Source organism: Pseudoalteromonas sp. SMS1 (assembly GCF_021530565.1).
Lineage (GTDB): Bacteria > Pseudomonadota > Gammaproteobacteria > Enterobacterales > Alteromonadaceae > Pseudoalteromonas.
In genome coordinates this window covers 56,296-73,929 of the sequence record NZ_JAKGBI010000014.1, presented here as the reverse complement: position 1 = coordinate 73,929, position 17,634 = coordinate 56,296, and the positions used below count along the sequence as shown (strand labels likewise).

General features: G+C 45.0%; 16 protein-coding genes. 8 read left to right on the top strand and 8 right to left on the bottom strand.

Annotation, left to right across the window (positions count from 1 at the left end; all coding sequences use genetic code 11):
* Positions 1 to 48: 48 nt before the first annotated feature.
* On the bottom strand, positions 49 to 1,290 hold the full coding sequence (locus tag L1286_RS15380; RefSeq protein ID WP_235407937.1) for a malic enzyme-like NAD(P)-binding protein: 1,242 nt from the start codon (positions 1,288 to 1,290) through the stop codon (positions 49 to 51).
* 601 nt (positions 1,291 to 1,891) lie between these two features.
* Positions 1,892 to 2,107, bottom strand: a complete 216-nt coding sequence (gene rpmE / locus L1286_RS15375; RefSeq protein WP_235407936.1) for a 50S ribosomal protein L31 — start codon at positions 2,105 to 2,107, stop codon at positions 1,892 to 1,894.
* 256 nt (positions 2,108 to 2,363) lie between these two features.
* Between rpmE and priA the strand changes: the two genes are divergently transcribed.
* The 5 genes from priA to L1286_RS15350 all read left to right on the top strand — a co-directional run bounded on the left by priA (position 2,364) and on the right by L1286_RS15350 (position 7,425).
* Positions 2,364 to 4,535 (top strand): primosomal protein N', encoded by a 2,172-nt coding sequence (gene priA, locus L1286_RS15370; RefSeq protein WP_235407935.1) that lies wholly within the window; start codon positions 2,364 to 2,366, stop codon positions 4,533 to 4,535.
* A 6-nt stretch (positions 4,536 to 4,541) separates the two neighbouring features.
* Positions 4,542 to 5,078: an SPOR domain-containing protein gene (locus L1286_RS15365; protein WP_235407934.1), complete on the top strand. Its 537-nt coding sequence runs from the start codon at positions 4,542 to 4,544 to the stop codon at positions 5,076 to 5,078.
* A 75-nt stretch (positions 5,079 to 5,153) separates the two neighbouring features.
* Positions 5,154 to 5,672 (top strand): ATP-dependent protease subunit HslV, encoded by a 519-nt coding sequence (hslV, locus tag L1286_RS15360; protein WP_235407933.1) that lies wholly within the window; start codon positions 5,154 to 5,156, stop codon positions 5,670 to 5,672.
* Positions 5,673 to 5,683: 11 nt separating this feature from the next.
* Positions 5,684 to 7,012 (top strand): HslU--HslV peptidase ATPase subunit, encoded by a 1,329-nt coding sequence (gene hslU / locus L1286_RS15355; protein ID WP_235407932.1) that lies wholly within the window; start codon positions 5,684 to 5,686, stop codon positions 7,010 to 7,012.
* 38 nt (positions 7,013 to 7,050) lie between these two features.
* Positions 7,051 to 7,425, top strand: a complete 375-nt coding sequence (locus L1286_RS15350) for a gamma-butyrobetaine hydroxylase-like domain-containing protein (protein WP_235407931.1) — start codon at positions 7,051 to 7,053, stop codon at positions 7,423 to 7,425.
* An 88-nt stretch (positions 7,426 to 7,513) separates the two neighbouring features.
* On the opposite strand, the gene L1286_RS15345 is transcribed toward L1286_RS15350, so the two are convergent.
* From L1286_RS15345 to L1286_RS15335, 3 genes are all read right to left on the bottom strand, one after another.
* Complete coding sequence (locus L1286_RS15345) at positions 7,514 to 9,394, bottom strand: methyl-accepting chemotaxis protein (RefSeq protein WP_235407930.1); 1,881 nt, start codon at positions 9,392 to 9,394, stop codon at positions 7,514 to 7,516.
* A gap of 107 nt (positions 9,395 to 9,501) precedes the next feature.
* The gene (locus L1286_RS15340; RefSeq protein WP_235407929.1) at positions 9,502 to 10,548 is read right to left on the bottom strand and encodes an MJ1255/VC2487 family glycosyltransferase; all 1,047 of its coding nucleotides are present in this window, start codon (positions 10,546 to 10,548) and stop codon (positions 9,502 to 9,504) included.
* Positions 10,545 to 11,069 carry a phosphatase PAP2 family protein gene (locus tag L1286_RS15335; RefSeq protein WP_235407928.1) on the bottom strand — a complete coding sequence of 175 codons (525 nt, stop codon included), beginning with the start codon at positions 11,067 to 11,069 and terminating at the stop codon, positions 10,545 to 10,547. The genes L1286_RS15340 and L1286_RS15335 overlap by 4 nt, the downstream gene beginning before the upstream one ends.
* Positions 11,070 to 11,226: 157 nt before the next feature.
* Here L1286_RS15335 and rraA point away from each other — a divergent pair, with 157 nt between their 5' ends.
* On the top strand, positions 11,227 to 11,736 hold the full coding sequence (gene rraA / locus L1286_RS15330) for a ribonuclease E activity regulator RraA (protein WP_235408012.1): 510 nt from the start codon (positions 11,227 to 11,229) through the stop codon (positions 11,734 to 11,736).
* Positions 11,737 to 11,824: 88 nt separating this feature from the next.
* Positions 11,825 to 12,880: a formimidoylglutamase gene (locus tag L1286_RS15325; protein WP_235407927.1), complete on the top strand. Its 1,056-nt coding sequence runs from the start codon at positions 11,825 to 11,827 to the stop codon at positions 12,878 to 12,880.
* Here the strand turns inward: L1286_RS15325 and L1286_RS15320 are convergent.
* Together L1286_RS15320 and hutI are read right to left on the bottom strand one after the other, a co-directional pair.
* Complete coding sequence (locus L1286_RS15320; RefSeq protein ID WP_235407926.1) at positions 12,877 to 14,724, bottom strand: GGDEF domain-containing phosphodiesterase; 1,848 nt, start codon at positions 14,722 to 14,724, stop codon at positions 12,877 to 12,879. The two genes, L1286_RS15325 and L1286_RS15320, sit on opposite strands and share 4 nt — an antisense overlap.
* Positions 14,725 to 14,749: 25 nt before the next feature.
* Positions 14,750 to 15,928: an imidazolonepropionase gene (gene hutI / locus L1286_RS15315; protein WP_235408011.1), complete on the bottom strand. Its 1,179-nt coding sequence runs from the start codon at positions 15,926 to 15,928 to the stop codon at positions 14,750 to 14,752.
* 154 nt (positions 15,929 to 16,082) lie between these two features.
* Here hutI and hutC point away from each other — a divergent pair, with 154 nt between their 5' ends.
* Positions 16,083 to 16,793: a histidine utilization repressor gene (hutC, locus tag L1286_RS15310; protein ID WP_235407925.1), complete on the top strand. Its 711-nt coding sequence runs from the start codon at positions 16,083 to 16,085 to the stop codon at positions 16,791 to 16,793.
* Between the two features lie 44 nt (positions 16,794 to 16,837).
* Here hutC and L1286_RS15305 read toward each other — a convergent pair whose 3' ends face one another.
* Positions 16,838 to 17,602: an NADP-binding protein gene (locus L1286_RS15305; RefSeq protein WP_235407924.1), complete on the bottom strand. Its 765-nt coding sequence runs from the start codon at positions 17,600 to 17,602 to the stop codon at positions 16,838 to 16,840.
* Positions 17,603 to 17,634: the final 32 nt, after the last annotated feature.

Sequence of the window (17,634 nt, the reverse complement as noted above, 5' to 3'; positions counted from 1 at the left end):
TCATCAAACAAAAAAGCCTCACAATGTGAGGCTTTTTTCATATTACGATTACGCCATGTAATTTTCTGGCATCTCGATTTGTGCAACCCCTGAATCTATTGCAGCTTGTGCAACTGCTTTGGCGATTCGAGGTAAAAGGCGTGGGTCCATAGGCTTAGGAATAATATACTCCGAACCAAATTCTAAGCTTTCGACCTCAGCAGCGACAAGGACCTCTTGTGGTACAGGTTCTTTGGCAATACTGCGAATTGCTTCCACAGCTGCAATCTTCATTTCATCATTGATGGCCGTTGCACGTACGTCCAATGCCCCACGGAAAATGAATGGGAAGCACAGTACGTTATTCACCTGGTTTGGATAATCCGAACGCCCAGTTGCCATAATCAAATCATCACGTGCGCCATGCGCAACTTCTGGACTAATCTCTGGATCTGGGTTCGAACATGCAAATACCACTGGCTTGCTTGCCATGAGTTTAAGATCTTCTGGCGATAACAAGTCAGGACCTGACACACCCACAAACACATCAGCCTCCGCAATAACGTCTTGTAAAGTGCGCTTGTCGGTGTTGTTTGCAAATAACGTTTTATATTCGTTCAAGTCATCGCGACGTGTATGAATAACACCTTTACGGTCAAGCATATAAATGTGTTCACGCTGCGCGCCACATTTGATCAGAAGCTCCATACAAGCAATCGCCGCTGCACCCGCGCCTAAGCAAACAATAATCGCTTCTTTGATATCTTTGCCTTGGATCTCAAGTGCATTCAACATACCAGCAGCCGTCACAATCGCGGTGCCGTGCTGATCATCATGAAATACAGGGACATCACATCGTTCGATCAACGCTTTTTCAATTTCAAAACACTCTGGTGCCTTGATGTCTTCGAGGTTGATACCACCAAATGTGTCAGCAATATTTGCAACAGTATTAATAAAATCTTCTGTAGTGCGATGCTTTACTTCAATATCGATTGAATCTAAACCAGCAAAGCGTTTAAACAGGAGTGCTTTACCTTCCATCACAGGCTTCGAAGCCAAAGGACCTAAGTTACCTAGGCCTAAAATAGCTGTACCGTTACTGATTACAGCAACCATATTGCCTTTACCAGTATAACGATAGGCATTAGCAGGATCTGCTGCAATTTCACGTACAGGTTCTGCAACACCTGGACTATAGGCAAGCGCAAGATCTTTTACAGATTCTGCTGGCTTTGTAAGCTCAACACTGATTTTACCTGGGACGGGGTGAGCGTGGTAATGTAATGCTTTTTCACGTAAATCTGACATGACGCGATTTTTTCCTACGAGAAGTTAATAGTGAGAGTGAGATAAAAATTCGCTAACTGTCTTCACAATACCTTTTTTGAAAATTAATTCAAGCACAATCAGGTCTATCCTGTTCAAGGATATTTTTTAGAATTTAGCGACTTTTACACGACTTTTCATCCAATTTTTTGCCTATCAAATAACTCAAAATTCGCCCCCTAAGGGGCTTTCTGAGTAATTATTATGCAAAAGTTAACAGACATACAACCCGTCGAAAATTAAACTCTACATCAACGCATTTTAACTAAAGATAACGACATTTGACGACATTTGAATGAATTTAACCTAAACAAAATTAAATCACTACAGCATAAATATTCAAAACTAGAAATAATTTAAACACTTCGCAATGCACCACTAACGACAAAAAGCAATGTCTGCCGGGCTGCTAAGCTACGCTTATGCTATACAACAAATATGGCAACTTTTTAATACAATACCAAATTGAGATAATTTTAAGTCTTCTGAGGAAAAAGACACACAATGAAAGCGGGAAGAAAATTGATGTGGTATAACGAAAAAAAGCACCCGTAGGTGCTTTTTTGCATGACCAAGCTGCTGATTAGCGCTTAGTAGAAAGCGCACCGAAGCGCTTGTTGAAGCGATCAACACGACCACCAGTATCAAGGATCTTCTGCTTACCAGTATAGAATGGGTGGCAAGAAGAACAAACATCTAGGTGAATGTCTTTACAAAGTGTTGAACGAGTCTCGAATTTGTTACCACAAGAACACGATGCTGTGATCGTCTCGTACTTAGGGTGAATACCTTCTTTCATAGGGAACCTCTAATTAAGGCCGTATCGCTCTCCAAACCCGAAGTCTGGCACCATACGTCGTTATACAAATAAATTGGACGCGTATTTTAGGGCGAATATGCTCAAACTACAAGCAATAAATCGACCTATTTAATGATTTATCTTATTCCTTTTATAATACCAGCAATTTACGACTACATGCGCTCATTGGATCGGGTATACTCAAAGCCGTTATGAAGTCTTTTCAACAGCAATCGGCTTACCCATTGGAGAAAAAATGCCATTCGCAGCTGTCGCAATAAAAGTCCCCTTACATAGAACTTTTGACTACACCTACGAAAACGACCAGTCCCCTTGTGTTGGCGGTCGCGTGTGGGTTAAATTTGCCAATCGTCGCTGCGTTGCCGTGGTTACGGCACTAAAATCACACAGTGATGTGCCAGAAAATAAGATCAAAGCCATTGAGTCCATTATTGACGAAACGCCAGTCCTCAGTCAGCCACATTTGGATTTTTTGCGCTTTGCAAGCCAGTATTATTGCTATCCGTTTGGCGATACTATATTTACTGCGCTACCGGGTGCCCTTCGAGATGGTGATAATATCGATAAAACACAGACACCCATTTTGACCCTCACTGAATTAGGGCATGCAACCACTCAATTACGCGCCAAAAAGCAGTTAGCCCTCATAGAGCAACTGCGCAGCGCCGGGGATGCTACAGGCACAGAGTTAAAAACCCTTGGCTTTAGCCAAGCGCAAATAAAATCGTTGTTAGAAAAAGAGCTCATTCGCGAAGAACTCCGTCAGGATACCTCGTGGCAATCAACACCTCTACAAGTCGGTAGTAAGCCCACTTTAAATCCCGAGCAAGCCACTGCATGCAGCGCAATCAATCACAGCCATGGATTTCGCACTTTTTTGATAGAAGGTGTAACAGGTAGTGGTAAAACAGAGGTGTACTTGCAATGTTTGGAAAAAGTGCTTTCAGCGGGACAGCAAGCATTGGTGTTAGTGCCTGAAATAGGCCTTACACCGCAAACCGTAAATCGCTTTAAGCGTCGTTTCCCAGGATTGCCCATCGACCTATGGCACTCAAATCTGACGGATAATGAGCGACTCCATACTTGGCGCAGGGCCCAGCAAGCAACCACCGCACTCGTTATTGGCACCCGCTCGAGTATTTTTCTCCCTTTTAAGTCTTTGGCTATGATCATCGTGGACGAAGAGCATGACCATTCTTTTAAGCAGCAGGACAGCCTGCGATACCATGCTAGAGACCTTGCCGCTTTTCGTGCAAATCAAACGCAGATCTCGCTGGTGCTGGGGACAGCCACACCGGCCTTGGAGACTTTAAAAAAAGCACTAGATAATAAATATCAGCTCATTACACTCAGTAAACGTGCGCAAACGAGCCAAGATAATAGCTTTCACCTTATTGATATGAAAGCGCAACAAACCCAAGCTGGATTTGCCAGCAGTAGCTTACAAGCGATTAAACAAACCCTCTCTGTCGGTAAGCAAGCTATGGTATTTCTTAATCGTCGCGGCTTTGCACCCACCTTGATTTGTCATGAGTGTGGGTGGTTAAGTAACTGTGAGCGCTGTAGTACCAGCGCAACTTATCACAAAAACATGCAACGCCTCGTTTGTCACCATTGTGGCGAGCAACAATTTGTACCACATCAGTGCCCAGATTGTGGAAGCACACAGATTATGCCCACAGGCCTTGGTACCGAGCAACTAGAAGAGTTTTTGACCAATGAGTTCCCAGATACGCCCATCAGTCGTATCGACAGAGATTCTACACGCCGTAAAGGCAGCTTAGAAAACGCATTAGAACGGATTCACCAAGGGGGCGCGCAAATTCTCATTGGGACACAAATGCTCGCCAAAGGGCACCATTTTCCTGATGTCTCGCTGGTGATCATCCTTGATGTCGATAGTGGGCTTTATTCCTGCGACTTTAGGGCAACCGAGCACATGGCACAGCTGGTGATCCAAGTAGCAGGTCGCGCTGGCAGAAGTGGCGAACCAGGTACGGTACTGCTACAAACTCACTTTCCAGAGCATCCGTTATTGCAAGATTTGGTGAACAATGGCTATCAAGACTTCGCTCGCTATGCCTTAACCGAACGGCAAGAAGTACAACTTCCTCCGTATGCGCACCTCGCAATCGTGCGAGCCGAAGCGACCTCTGCACATTTAGTTATGACATTTTTATCTGATCTGGTTCCAGCACAACCATTCTCTGGTATACAATTGCTTGGGCCAATTCCTGCACCAATGGAGCGTTTGGCAGGAAAATATCGCTATCAACTACATATACAGGCAATACAACGTAATACTTTGCACCAATATCTAATGCAGCTTAAGGATTATATTAGCAGTCACACGTTAGCATCGAGAGTACGTTGGAATATTGATGTGGATCCGATGGATACCTTTTAAACTATTATGGCACAACACGATTATATAAATAAAACCCCAAAAAAAGGCCAAAAGAAGAAGCAACCAGCAGCTCAAAAGCCTTTCCCCACTGTACTCGCAGTTTTTGCGCTATTGCTGATCGGCGGGTTTGCTTATGGACTGTGGTATATCAAGCAAAATGCTGATCCGGTGAAAGTGAAACACGCTCAGCAACCCGCCAAAGTCGAAGCGCCTGTTGAAGAGAAAAAAGCCCTGCCAAGGCCGCCCACCTTTATTAAGGATATGGAGCGAGCCACGGTAACCGCTGAAGTAAAAGAAATAAAATCCAAAGGTCCTTTTCAAATGCAATGTGGTTCGTTTCGTACTTACGAACAAGCAGAAAAGCGCAAAGCACGCATTGCGTTTGCAGGACTCATTTCTGAAATTCGCAGAACAGAAGGCAGTAACGGTGTTTGGTACCGCGTGCGCCTTGGACCATATGACAAAAAACGCGCGGCAGAAAGCGACAAAAACCGCCTAAAACGCATCAAAATTGTCGATTGTGGAATTTGGGGCTGGACTTGAAATTAGCACAGTCGCCCTCATCTAAGCATTTATTGATATAATTATCCGAGGCAAAGGCCTCTTTTAAGGAATACTATGACTACTATCGTAAGCGTTCGTCGTGGTGACAAAGTTGTTATCGGCGGTGACGGCCAAGTTTCTCTTGGCAATACGGTGATGAAAGGCAATGCAAAAAAAGTGCGTCGTCTATACAACGGTAAAGTACTGGCAGGTTTTGCTGGCGGTACTGCCGATGCATTTACACTGTTTGAACGATTTGAAACTAAATTAGAAATGCACCAAGGCCACCTTACCCGCGCAGCTGTCGAAATGGCCAAAGATTGGCGAACGGATCGCGCCCTAAGAAAGTTAGAAGCCTTACTGGCCGTCGCTGATGAAACCGCATCCTTAATAATCACCGGTAATGGCGACGTTGTGCAGCCTGAGCACGATCTTATTGCCATTGGTAGCGGTGGCAACTTCGCTCAAGCCGCTGCAACAGCGCTGATCGAAAATACCGAACTCAGTGCACGCGAAATTGTTGAGAAAAGCTTGAAGATCGCAGGTGATATCTGTGTGTTCACGAACAATTTCCAGACCATCGAAGAATTGTAATAGGAAAATCCATGACAGCAATGACACCCAGAGAAATCGTTCATGAGCTAGACCAGCACATCATTGGTCAAGACAAGGCTAAAAAAGCGGTTGCTATCGCACTTCGTAACCGCTGGCGTCGCATGCAACTTAATGACGATCTTCGCGCTGAAGTCACCCCAAAAAATATTCTGATGATTGGTCCAACTGGTGTAGGTAAAACCGAGATCGCTCGTCGCCTAGCAAAGCTGGCCAACGCGCCTTTTATCAAGGTTGAAGCGACTAAGTTCACCGAAGTGGGTTATGTGGGTAAAGAAGTTGAGACGATTATTCGTGATTTAGTCGAAGTGTCTTTTAAAATGACACGTGAACAACAGACTAAAAAGCACAAACACCGCGCTGAGGAAGCCGCTGAAGAGCGTATTTTAGATGCGTTACTGCCACCAGCAAAAGATGCTTGGGGCGAAGCGCAACCTGCTGAAAACAGTTCAACACGCCAAGTTTTTCGTAAGAAGTTACGCGAGGGGCAACTGGACGACAAAGAAATCGATATTGATATCGCTGAAACCTCGCCACAAGTTGAAATTATGGCTCCGCCAGGCATGGAGGAAATGACCAATCAACTTCAGGGCATGTTCCAAAACCTATCTGGCGATAAAAAGAAAAACCGCAAGCTCAAGATTAAAGAAGCATTTAAGCTACTTATCGAAGAAGAAGCTGCGAAGTTGGTCAACCCAGAGGAGCTTAAAGAGCAAGCAATCTTTGCCGTTGAACAAAATGGCATCGTATTTGTCGATGAAATTGACAAAATCTGTAAACGGGGTGAGGCGTCTGGTCCAGATGTTAGCCGCGAAGGGGTGCAGCGAGATCTATTGCCTTTAATTGAGGGCTCTACAGTCAGCACAAAGCACGGCATGGTAAAAACAGACCATATTCTCTTTATTGCGTCAGGCGCGTTCCAGATGGCAAAGCCGTCAGATCTTATTCCTGAACTCCAAGGCCGTCTACCAATTCGTGTTGAGCTGGAAGCATTAACAGCCAAAGACTTTAAGCGTATTTTAACCGAGCCTCATGCTTCTTTAACCGAGCAACAACAAGCACTGCTGCAAACTGAACAGGTCGCCATTGCATTCACAGATGACGCCATTGAGCGCATCGCCGAAGCGGCTTGGCAAGTTAATGAAAAGACCGAAAATATCGGTGCACGTCGTTTACATACGGTAATGGAAAAGCTGATGGAAGAGATTTCTTTCGATGCATCTGATAAAGCCGGTCAGTCATTGACTATCGATGCGAAATACGTTGAACAACATTTAGATATGTTAGTAAAAGATGAAGATCTCAGTCGCTTCATTCTTTAATTAAGGACAGGGCCAGCATAAGCTGGCCTTACTTTTATATGTATCAAGTTACCAAATTACATTACCACCGTATCAGTAAAGTGCTCGACATCCACTTTGATGATGGTTTAGCTACCACACTGAGCAGCGAGTTTTTACGTACCCACTCCCCCTCAGCCGAAGTACAAGGCCATGGCCCATCACAACAACAGTTGGTCTTGAATAAAGAAGATGTACAAATTTCCCAGTTAGAGCCAGTTGGCCACTATGCAGTGCGATTGTGCTTTGACGACGGACACAATTCTGGGCTGTTTAGTTGGCAGTATTTACGTAAGCTCTGTACAGAACATCAGACTTTGTGGCATGCCTATCAACAACGCGTTGAAGCACACCTACAAAGTAAAGACAGCGTGCCCATCAAATTTATACCTTAGTCAGAGTGGGCAGCTAAAATGACATGCCTCAAAGTATGTTCAGTCTGTGAAGTGCCTAAAACGCATATTTCAGGCACTGAGTTCACAGTTAAACTTTGTACTTATCAATTGCCATATGTAGCGCTTTTGCTTGCTCAGATAATTCTTCACTGCTTTGCGCATTAGATGCGGCATGTTCCGAGGCACCTTGTGCGATGTCCCTTATTTTCACAACATTTTTATTCACTTCAGAAGCAACTTGATTCTGTTCATCAATGGCTGTCGCGATATGCGTACTCATATCCATAATGTTTTGTACATCTTCGGTGATAAGGCCTAGCAGTTCACCAGCTCTTTCTGCTTGCTCCACACTTTCATTACTTTGACCGCGGCACTCTTCCATAATGCTGACTACATCTCTTGTGCGCTGCTGTAATGTTGAAATGATACTTTCAATCTCTTGGGTAGAATCCTGTGTACGCTGTGCCAAAGAACGTACTTCATCAGCAACCACGGCAAAGCCGCGCCCTTGTTCTCCTGCTCGAGCAGCTTCAATCGCAGCATTCAGTGCCAATAAGTTTGTTTGCTCAGCAATACCACGAATGACATCCAAGACTGACCCTATGGTTTCACCATCACGCTCTAATTGCCCAACCACTTCTGAAGCGCCACTCAACGAATGAGATAACGCCATAATATGATCGATGGTCGAAGTCACTTCGCTGCGTCCTTGTTGCGCATTATTGTTGGTGGATTCAGCTTTTTGTGCTGCCGCTTCGGTATTGTGCGAGATATCTTGGATGGTCGCTTGCATTTCTGTCGCGGCGGTTGCCACCATATCGGCTTCATGAAGTTGTTCATTCATGCCTGCGCTGGTTTGCGCTGTAGTTTGCGATAAATGGTCGGTCGCGTCATTGATGGTCATTAGTGCTCGATTAACATCCGCAATTAGCTCTTTGAAATCACCAATCAAGCTGTTGAAATCTCGAGTCATGACCGTAATTTCATCGTTGCCAGTTTGCTCAATAAAGATGCCCAGATTGTTTTCCCTTCTTATGCGTTCAATCGTTTGATACACACGCTCTACTGGACGAATAATCGAGCGACTGGTAGACCAGACTAAAAACATCACAACGACACCTGCAACAATGAAAATCACAATTGCGACATATTTTGCAAATTCCGCATTATCATGAATTTCTTGTTTAGTTTGATCGACAATCGCAGCCACCACGGCATCGCTCTTTTGGACCGTCCGTTTCATTTCTCCCAACGCACCGCTGTCAAGATCTACACCTAGCTTCACCTGTGCATCAACTAAGCCTTTAAACTTGTTTTGATACACATTGAGCAAGCTGATCAATTCCTGCTGGTAACTACCGCTATGTGGGGACGCTTTGATTTGTGTTTCAAAGGTCTCTATCTGCTTATTGAATTTACCAAGATATTTTGTATCTAGGCGCAGCATAAAGTCTTTTTCAGCTCTTCTAAGCTGTAGCATCGTCGTCAGCAGCTTATAGTCTTCTTTTTGCTTAAGTAAAGTTTCTACGCCATGTACTGCTTTGCGCAGCTCCCCATAGAGTGCATCTTTTGGATGCAAACCAATGGTTCTTTGCAATGATACAACATGGTTAAATGATTGATGGTACTGCTTAACCAATTCATCAAACTGTGCCAATTGCGCCCTTTCGATATTAAACTCGATAAAAATCTCGTTTAATAATGCTTTTTTTGTTTGTAACTGGCGATATTCGCTTTCAAACTTGTCCAACGCATCAACATCTTTATAGAACAAGAAATTCTTTTCGTACTTGCGCATTGAGAGTTCATGAATATCTAACTCTTCAGCGTACTGAATTGTTTCATTTAAGCGGCGCATTGTATTGGCTTCGATGATTATCACCGCCAACATCACAATCAATGCTACACCCACAACCACTGCGTTTATCTGCAAACGCCTTTTAATGGTGAGATTTTCAAGTAGAGCCATACAGTTACCTAATTATTACAGAACCTGCAATACAGTATAGCCAAACTCGCCTTGCGTCGGAATTCAATCTACAACTTTAAGCAATTTTTTTTCAAAATGCTCATCTATCATGCAACTTTGTTCCTATTTTCAAGGATCGGATGCCATAAACTATCGTGAAGCGCGCCGTAATCTTGCCATTGGCCCCTCGCCAACCAATTTGCCAAAGGCGTTGCATCAGATGGAAAATCAATGACCTGACCTTCCGGATACTCAAGCCATTCCGCCAATGCTTCTGAGTTTAAATAGTTCATCACACTGGCCAGTCCCAATGACTCTAACGTCAACGCATTACTCTGCTGTTCAAACTGTCCCTGCAACGGCTTTAATAGTAATTTTTTGCCATATTTAAGCGCTTCACTCGAGAGTTCGAAGCCTGCATTGGCAACCACACCAGATGCGCTGGCTAAGTCCTCTAAAAAGCCCTGCCTTGAAGGCGCGCGCAAATGAATATGATTGATAGATTGATCTGCTGCATCGGGGTGGTAACAATAAAACTCTCTATCAGGAAAGTCTCCCAATAATTCAACAATGCTATTCAGGTCTTCAAAAGGGAGGTAAACCAACACTTTATTTGGAATAGAAGCATGATGACCCCCATGATAAGCAATGAATGGCGGCACAATATTTTTTGCAAACGGCTGCCAATGAACGCCTAAAAAGACGTCAGCTGGGGCAAACCAGCGAATAAGCGCACGCTGCATAGTACCAGCACCAAAGAGCGGGACTTCAGGTGATAAAAATGCCGCTTGATGACTCATCGCGACAACCGGTACCTTCGCCAACTTGGCAGCCCACGCAGAAATAGGCTCAAAATCATTAAAGACCATATCGTAACGTTTGATATTAAGTGCCTTGACGTCTCGCACACATGTTCCAAACTTGAGTTGTTTGGCTGTTTCTCGATAGTTTATGCGCCCACTTTTAGAAATGAAGCTCATCCCCGTCCGCGTTTGAAACTCACCAAAGACATCCATATCGAAGTACTGATCTGCTGGGCGACCAGAAAACAAATAGTCAACTTCAATGTTCATGTTTTTGAAACATTCAGCCATCACACGTGCGCGCGTAATGTGGCCATTCCCTGTTCCTTGGATACCGTATAATATTTTCATAATTCTCCTAAAATCCCGATTGCCAACACGGCACACCCGCTTCCCATTAATGCCCCTAAAATGACATCAACTGGATAGTGGACCCCCACCAGCACTCGTGATAGCGATACCCCCGTCGCCCAAATAATTAAGGGGACTGTCAAAACAGGGTAAACTTCCATTAAGCAGGTTGCATATAGCCACGCGCCCGCACTGTGTCCCGATGGCAAGCTAAACTTATCACTGGGTGTGAGCATGGCTTTAACAGCCAAACAATCACACGGTCTCACTCTCGCGAAATGTTTTTTCAACACGAAATACAACGGCCTTTCGATAGCAAAAGCCACCAATACCGTTTGAATAAAAGTGACACCTACCTTTCCCATAAAGTAGCCATTGAGTAGCGCGAGAATAACGTATAGACCCCCATTGCCACTTTTTGACAACATCAACATGAGCCACTTGAACCATGGCCCTCGCTTCGGCTTATATAGTGCAAAGTAAAGCGCCGTATCCAGCTTAATTATTTGTGCTTTCATCATAGTTGCTTACATTTGTTCACAATTTCAGCATAGAAGAGCTTAATAACAATCCCACGACATTTTTGTTACACAATTATGTAAGTTGATTCAAAGCATTGCGCCGCCTCTCAATGGGAGTATACTGACAACAGTTTAGCCATTCTCTGAGGATACTATGATGGATTACAGCACTTCTGATCTGTGCGATCACTTCGCCGATGCCATTGACGTACTTGAGCCGATGTTCATTAACTTTGGCGGACAAAGCGCCTTTAGTGGACGTATAAAAACCGTCAAGTGCTTCGAAAACAATGAAATGATTGCTGAAGTACTACAACAAGACGGTACGGGCAGAGTTTTATTAATCGATGGCGGAGGGTCGACAAGACGTGCATTAATCGATATCGACCTTGCTGAATTAGCAACCGATAACAATTGGCAAGGTATCGTTGTATACGGTGCTGTTCGTCATGTAGAAGAGCTGGAAGAATGCGAACTTGGCATTCAAGCCATAGCATCTATTCCTGTCGCCGCAGATAGCGAAGGCGCTGGTGAGCAAGGTGTCCCTGTGAACTTTGCCGGCGTCTCATTTTTTGATGATGACTTCCTGTATGCTGATTCCACCGGCATCATTATTTCAGCAGAAGAGCTATTACTTGAAGTCGATGACAACACGGCTGACGACTAACACTAAACAAGCCTGAGCTGACACTCGAAACGAGAGCAGCTCTGCTATCTTCTATAGAATTACCTGCACTGATAAACACCCGAATACCATGACTGTAAATAACTGGATTAAAATTTATAACGAATCGCATATCAACGAGTTCACCGCAACACGCGACAATGAAACTCGCTTTTGGCAAACCCTGTCATTTTTGCAAGTACAAAATGAATTCTCTCAGGCACTGAAAGACGCGGCACAGTTTGGAATTAAATATGTACTTGTCGCGATTAACGAAGATATCGGACCGCGAGGTAACTGCGGTAACGGTGGGGCTACCGATGGCTGGTTCGCTTTTTTGAAACGGTTTTTAAACTTGCCATGCAATCAATTTTTGCAACCAGACAACGTTCTGCTGTTAGGTGAAGTAATTACCGTTGATTTACAGTCACAAAGTGAAAAGATTGATAATCACAGTGCCACTGGATTGGCGCAACTGCGTACATTGTGCGCGGAACTTGATCAACGTGTCAGTGGGGTTTTAAAAGCCATCTTTGACGCTGGTCTTGAACCGATTGTTATAGGAGGAGGACACAACAACAGCTACGGGCTTTTAAAGGCGCTGTCGCAAAGTCAAAGTGTCCCCTGCCAAGCCATTAATTTTGATCCACATGCTGACTTCAGAGCATTGGAAGGACGACATTCGGGGAATGGTTTCAGCTATGCACATCATGAAGGCTATTTAGATGATTATCACGTCGTCGGCATGCACGAACAAAAAAACAACGACACCATTGTCAGTGCACTCACAGACGCAGGGTTTACCTTTAGTAGTTACCAAGACATTTTAGTATCACGAAAAATCAACTTAACCGATGCCATTGCACCCGCGCTAAAACGCTTCGACAAGTCTCGCCCGCTGGGCATTGAAGTGGATGTTGACGCGATTTCGGGCATGCCAGTCAGTGCCTTTACAAACTGCGGTTTCAGTGTGAACGATGCTGAACACTTTGTGTATTTAGGTGCACTGCAGCCGAATGCTCGATATCTGCACCTATGCGAAGCGGCGCCGGCTAATCACCCACAAGGTGTGGCACAGGGTCATATTGAAGCAGGCCAAGTACTATCGGGGCTAGTGTGTAGCTACCTCAGAGCTAAACACACCTAGTGCGTTCCATCTGTGGCACTCGGTGTATCGTCTACCGGGTGCTCCCAACGCCATTGCTTAAGCCAACTAATCATGCCAACACTGCTCAAAGGTCGGGTAAACAAATACCCTTGTGCAGCGAACGCATTTAAGTTCTGCGCAAATTGTAATTGTTCTTGGGATTCGACGCCTTCACAAATCACTTTACACTCTTGTACGTTTTGCATTTCAACGATTCCACGAACAACCGCTTTAAAATTTCCTTGGTTTTGATTTGGTGTCGTTAACGAGCGACCTAGTTTGACATAATCCACTTCTAGCTTTGGCAGCTTCGCTAACAGTAAAGGCGACTCGCCAAATCCATCCACACACAACCTCACCCCCATAGTGCGAAGTCTCGCCACCATGGCGATACCCTGTGGATCAAGCGTAGTAAACATTTGTGAAGGGCACTCAATAATAATATCCTGTGGCAATAGCTGGTGCTCGACTAAGACCCGATCAACGAACTCGATAAACTCTTCATGCAGCATCTCAGGGCCAAATAAGTTAATACCCAGCGGCATTTGAATACCTTCAACTCTGAGTGCCAGTGCAATTTCCGCGGCGCGTTCTATCACATATTGGGCCAATGGCAGTGCTAAACCAGCAATACGAATGTCATCGATAAATTTACTGGCCGCCAAAATACCTTGTTTTGGATGCTGCCAACGCAGCAATAGCTCGACATATTCGATGTCACCATCACCATTACGAACAATGGGTTGGAAGTACAATTCGAGTTCATTTTTAAAATCAATGTGTGCAAGCTCCGCCAATCGCGCCTGTTGCTCCAAGCGATCTATTTGCATCTTCTGCTCATAGGGTGCAATCACCTTTTCGGGCGAGCTATCTAGGGCAAGAAAAGCACATGTCAGCAAATCGTCAAATTGTCCTAGCTCTTCATCACAATTGACAAAGCTAGCACGGGCACTGACTTCAATGATGCAATTGCCTACATTAAAAGGCTTTAAAGTACTTTCGATGATCTCCGCACAAAGGTGCTCATGAAGATGTTTTTGGTTCGCTAAACTACACACAAAAACAAAGTGTAGGCCTCCTAAATGCGCCAACCTTGCCACGTCATTACCTAACGTAATTGGCATCACATCATGACTTTGCAGATACTGCTTCATGCGATTGGCCGATTGCGCAAGCAATAGATCCCCGAACTCCCTACCAAGGTGAAAATTGACTTGTTGAAACCCTTCTAGCCGGATCATAACCAGCATTGCCGTACCAGGTTCCCGAGCGCGGTACTCATTGAATGCCTCTCTCACACCTGCGCGGTCAGGCAAACCTAATATATCACTATTTGAGATTGGGTCAGGTTCCACAGTGGGGGGGAGGTCGTTATTTTCCGCATGTAGAAAAAGTTCACTAATAAAGATCGGTAAGGTGGCAGCAATGACGTAAATTTGCGGCCAATGCCACCAAAAATGAGAAATAATCAGTAAGGTAGCACAGACAGAAGACAGTGCCGCAATGACAATGTGCCAACCTTTACCGAGCTTATCACTTTGCCAGATATGTAGCAGTAATATAGCTACAAGGCCATACAGAGCCACGTCGCCCATACCAGCAAGTATGGCCAGGCACCCCGTCCCAAGCAGTGCATGGATAATTCTATTGGTTGCAAACTGCGAGCGGGCAATCGCGACCAAACTTAAGCTCATCACGACACCAGCAAAGAATGCATTGACAAGCTCAGGTTGCCAAGCGCCGATTAATGACGTGTCAAATAAAGTAGTATTTGCCCAAACTGGGAACCCCATACACGCTAAAATGAACGTATATATCCACTTCACAGACACCACTTTTGCCATTCTTCGACCACTTTTTACTTCGTTATTATTGAATAAGTCTACCCGATATCCACAGATTTAACAGATCGTTTACGCCAAATTGGTAACTTAATTCAGCGGGATGCTGAATTTGCCACATTGCGATATCCGCCTTAGCCCCTACTTTGAGAACACCGCGATCACTTAACCCCAGTGCTTGAGCAGCATGTCGTGTTGCACCCAATAGCGCTTCTTCGGGTGTCATTCGGAACAAAGTACATGCCATATTGAGCATTAAACGTACAGAACACAGCGGGGCTGTACCCGGATTAAAATCACTGGCAATTGCAATCGGCACACCATGTTCACGCAACAGTTCGATTGGGGGATATTGTGTTTCACGCAAGAAGTAAAATGCCCCGGGTAAGATCACAGCAACCGTGCCTGATTTTGCCATCGCCATCACCCCTTGCTCATCTAGATATTCGATGTGATCAGCAGACAGGCCATTGAACTCAGCCACCAATTCACTACCGTGTTGGTTAGATAGCTGTTCTGCATGACATTTCACTTTCAGTCCGAGTTCTGTTGCACGCTCAAATACTCGTTTTGTTTGAGCATGACTAAAGCCAACATTTTCACAAAAAACATCCACCGCATCTGCTAAGTTGCGCTCAGCAACTCGTGGCAGCATTTCGTCACAGACTAAATCAATGTAACCGTCACTGTTGCCTTTGAATTCAGGCGGTAGTGCATGGGCGCCTAAAAAAGTGCTTTGGATTTGAATTGGGTGGTGCTCATTCAAAATTTCATTGACTTCAAGCAGCTTTAATTCTGTGTCGGTATCTAACCCATATCCCGACTTACTTTCTACCGTCGTTACACCTTCACGTAGCAAGGCATTCAAACGCGCCTTTGCCGCAACAAACAAGGTTTCTTTCGATGCCTGTCGAGTCGCCTTTACGGTTGTCGCAATCCCCCCTCCTTGCTCTGCAATCTCTTGATATGAAACGCCGTTTAAACGTTTCTCAAACTCTTCAGCACGAGAGCCTGCAAATAAAATATGGGTATGGCAATCAATTAATCCCGGTGTTAACCACGCACCTTTTGCCGAAGTAACAGGAATAGATAACGCGTCAAACTCTGGTAGTTCGGACTCCTTACCAAGCCAAACAATGGTGTCGTCTTTAATCATGACGGCCCCATTTTCAATCACACCATATGCACCCTCAATTTGCGCATCCATTGTCGCAATATTCGCATTAGTTATCACTAAATCTACATCGATCACAGTCTATACTCGGTTGGATAAAATTAATACGAGTTTAGCAAGAATACTTGTATATACAAGATAACTGTGCCACCTTTATGAGTAACCTTAATTTTTGCGGCAGCGAATCGTGACTGAACAACCTAAGTTTGCACAGATAAAACAACACATTACTGATAAAATCCGCGCAGGCGATTGGCAAGAAAACCAACGGGTTCCGTCTGAAAATGAACTGTCTGAACAGTTTCAAGTCAGTAGGATGACGGCTAGACGTGCGCTCAGTGAACTGACAGAAAGTGGTGTACTGACTCGCAGTCAAGGGTTAGGCACATTTGTTGCGAACTTTAAGTCCCAATCTTCGTTACTGGAAATCCGTAACATCGCCGATGAGGTGAAGGAGCGTGGAGGCAACTACACTTGTGTGGTGTTGTCACTGGAGTCTATTTCAGCAATTGCTCCCATCGCAATCGCACTAGGTGTAGAAATGGAGAGCTTGGTGTATCGGAGTATCATCGTACATAATGAGAATGATGCCCCGCTCCAAGTAGAAGAGCGCTTTGTCAATCCAGCCTTAGCGCCTCAATACCTGCAACAAGATTTCAGTCAAACAACACCTCACGAATACCTCACCCAAGTCGCGCCATTAACCGAAGCGCGGCACACGGTGGAAGCCATCATGCCCAATGAAGAGATTTGCCAATGGCTTGATATGTTCAATGAAGAGCCTTGTTTACAGGTGATCCGCCGAACTTGGTCATCACAGGGGATTGTGAGCTTTGCTCGGCTTATCTCTTCGGGGAGTAAATACCGTCTTGGTGGCCATCTGACCTTTAAAAGGTAGTTCGACTCACGCCGCGTTTTAGCGCCGCACCAAGCTATCCAATCCTAAATATCATGCTGATAGTGAAAACCAAGCTGACATATAGCCGACCCATCAATGATACGCTCCGATTTAGTGTTGCTTGCGAATGTCGGAGGTGCGCTGCCCTCACGCGTGCAATGCTGCTGATAATAGTCTTGCTTGGTCGGATGTGACGGGTGACAGAGATTATATATTGGTGCCGCGTCTTGCCAGTTATCCAAAATACACATCACACCATTGACGGCATCCTGCTGATGCAGCATATTCACACGTGCCAAAGAAGAGCTTGATAAATGCTTGCCTGATATAAAACGCCCGGGCTCCCGCTCTGGTCCAACTAACCCCGCCAAACGCACAATTTTTCCGCCTGCGTTTTGCACTAATGTCTCGGCGCTTTGCAATACCTGTTGACGCTTGGAATCCTTTGGTGCCAGCATTGATTGCTCGGTAAACACCCCTTCATCTGTGCCATATACTGCCGTCGAAGAGCACAACAGAATCCCTTTACATGCCATGCTTTCGGCTGTGATTAACGCCTGCTCTAATGTTTCAAGGTAGTTACTGTCTGGTTGACGCATGCGCGGCGGTATAGCACAGATCCAGTATGCGTCATGCAAGGTAAGCGTGTGATGTAGTTGCGAGCCAGTGAGACAAAATGCGCTAATTTGCGCGTCATGATCTGCTACTCTGCGGGTTGCTTCAACCTGCCATCCGGCTGTTCTTGCGTCTCGAGCAAGTGCATTGCCTAGCCACCCGGCCCCTAAAACGATCACTCTTTTACTCATCATATTTTCTTATTTTTACCCAAAGTAGGTCACAA

Coding starts and splice junctions, on each gene's coding strand:
- L1286_RS15380 (WP_235407937.1), bottom strand. CDS start 1,290: ATGTCAGATTTACGTGAAAAAGCATTACATTACCACGCTCACCCCGTC.
- rpmE (WP_235407936.1), bottom strand. CDS start 2,107: ATGAAAGAAGGTATTCACCCTAAGTACGAGACGATCACAGCATCGTGT.
- priA (WP_235407935.1), top strand. CDS start 2,364: ATGCCATTCGCAGCTGTCGCAATAAAAGTCCCCTTACATAGAACTTTT.
- L1286_RS15365 (WP_235407934.1), top strand. CDS start 4,542: ATGGCACAACACGATTATATAAATAAAACCCCAAAAAAAGGCCAAAAG.
- hslV (WP_235407933.1), top strand. CDS start 5,154: ATGACTACTATCGTAAGCGTTCGTCGTGGTGACAAAGTTGTTATCGGC.
- hslU (WP_235407932.1), top strand. CDS start 5,684: ATGACAGCAATGACACCCAGAGAAATCGTTCATGAGCTAGACCAGCAC.
- L1286_RS15350 (WP_235407931.1), top strand. CDS start 7,051: ATGTATCAAGTTACCAAATTACATTACCACCGTATCAGTAAAGTGCTC.
- L1286_RS15345 (WP_235407930.1), bottom strand. CDS start 9,394: ATGGCTCTACTTGAAAATCTCACCATTAAAAGGCGTTTGCAGATAAAC.
- L1286_RS15340 (WP_235407929.1), bottom strand. CDS start 10,548: ATGAAAATATTATACGGTATCCAAGGAACAGGGAATGGCCACATTACG.
- L1286_RS15335 (WP_235407928.1), bottom strand. CDS start 11,069: ATGATGAAAGCACAAATAATTAAGCTGGATACGGCGCTTTACTTTGCA.
- rraA (WP_235408012.1), top strand. CDS start 11,227: ATGGATTACAGCACTTCTGATCTGTGCGATCACTTCGCCGATGCCATT.
- L1286_RS15325 (WP_235407927.1), top strand. CDS start 11,825: ATGACTGTAAATAACTGGATTAAAATTTATAACGAATCGCATATCAAC.
- L1286_RS15320 (WP_235407926.1), bottom strand. CDS start 14,724: ATGGCAAAAGTGGTGTCTGTGAAGTGGATATATACGTTCATTTTAGCG.
- hutI (WP_235408011.1), bottom strand. CDS start 15,928: ATGGATGCGCAAATTGAGGGTGCATATGGTGTGATTGAAAATGGGGCC.
- L1286_RS15305 (WP_235407924.1), bottom strand. CDS start 17,602: ATGATGAGTAAAAGAGTGATCGTTTTAGGGGCCGGGTGGCTAGGCAAT.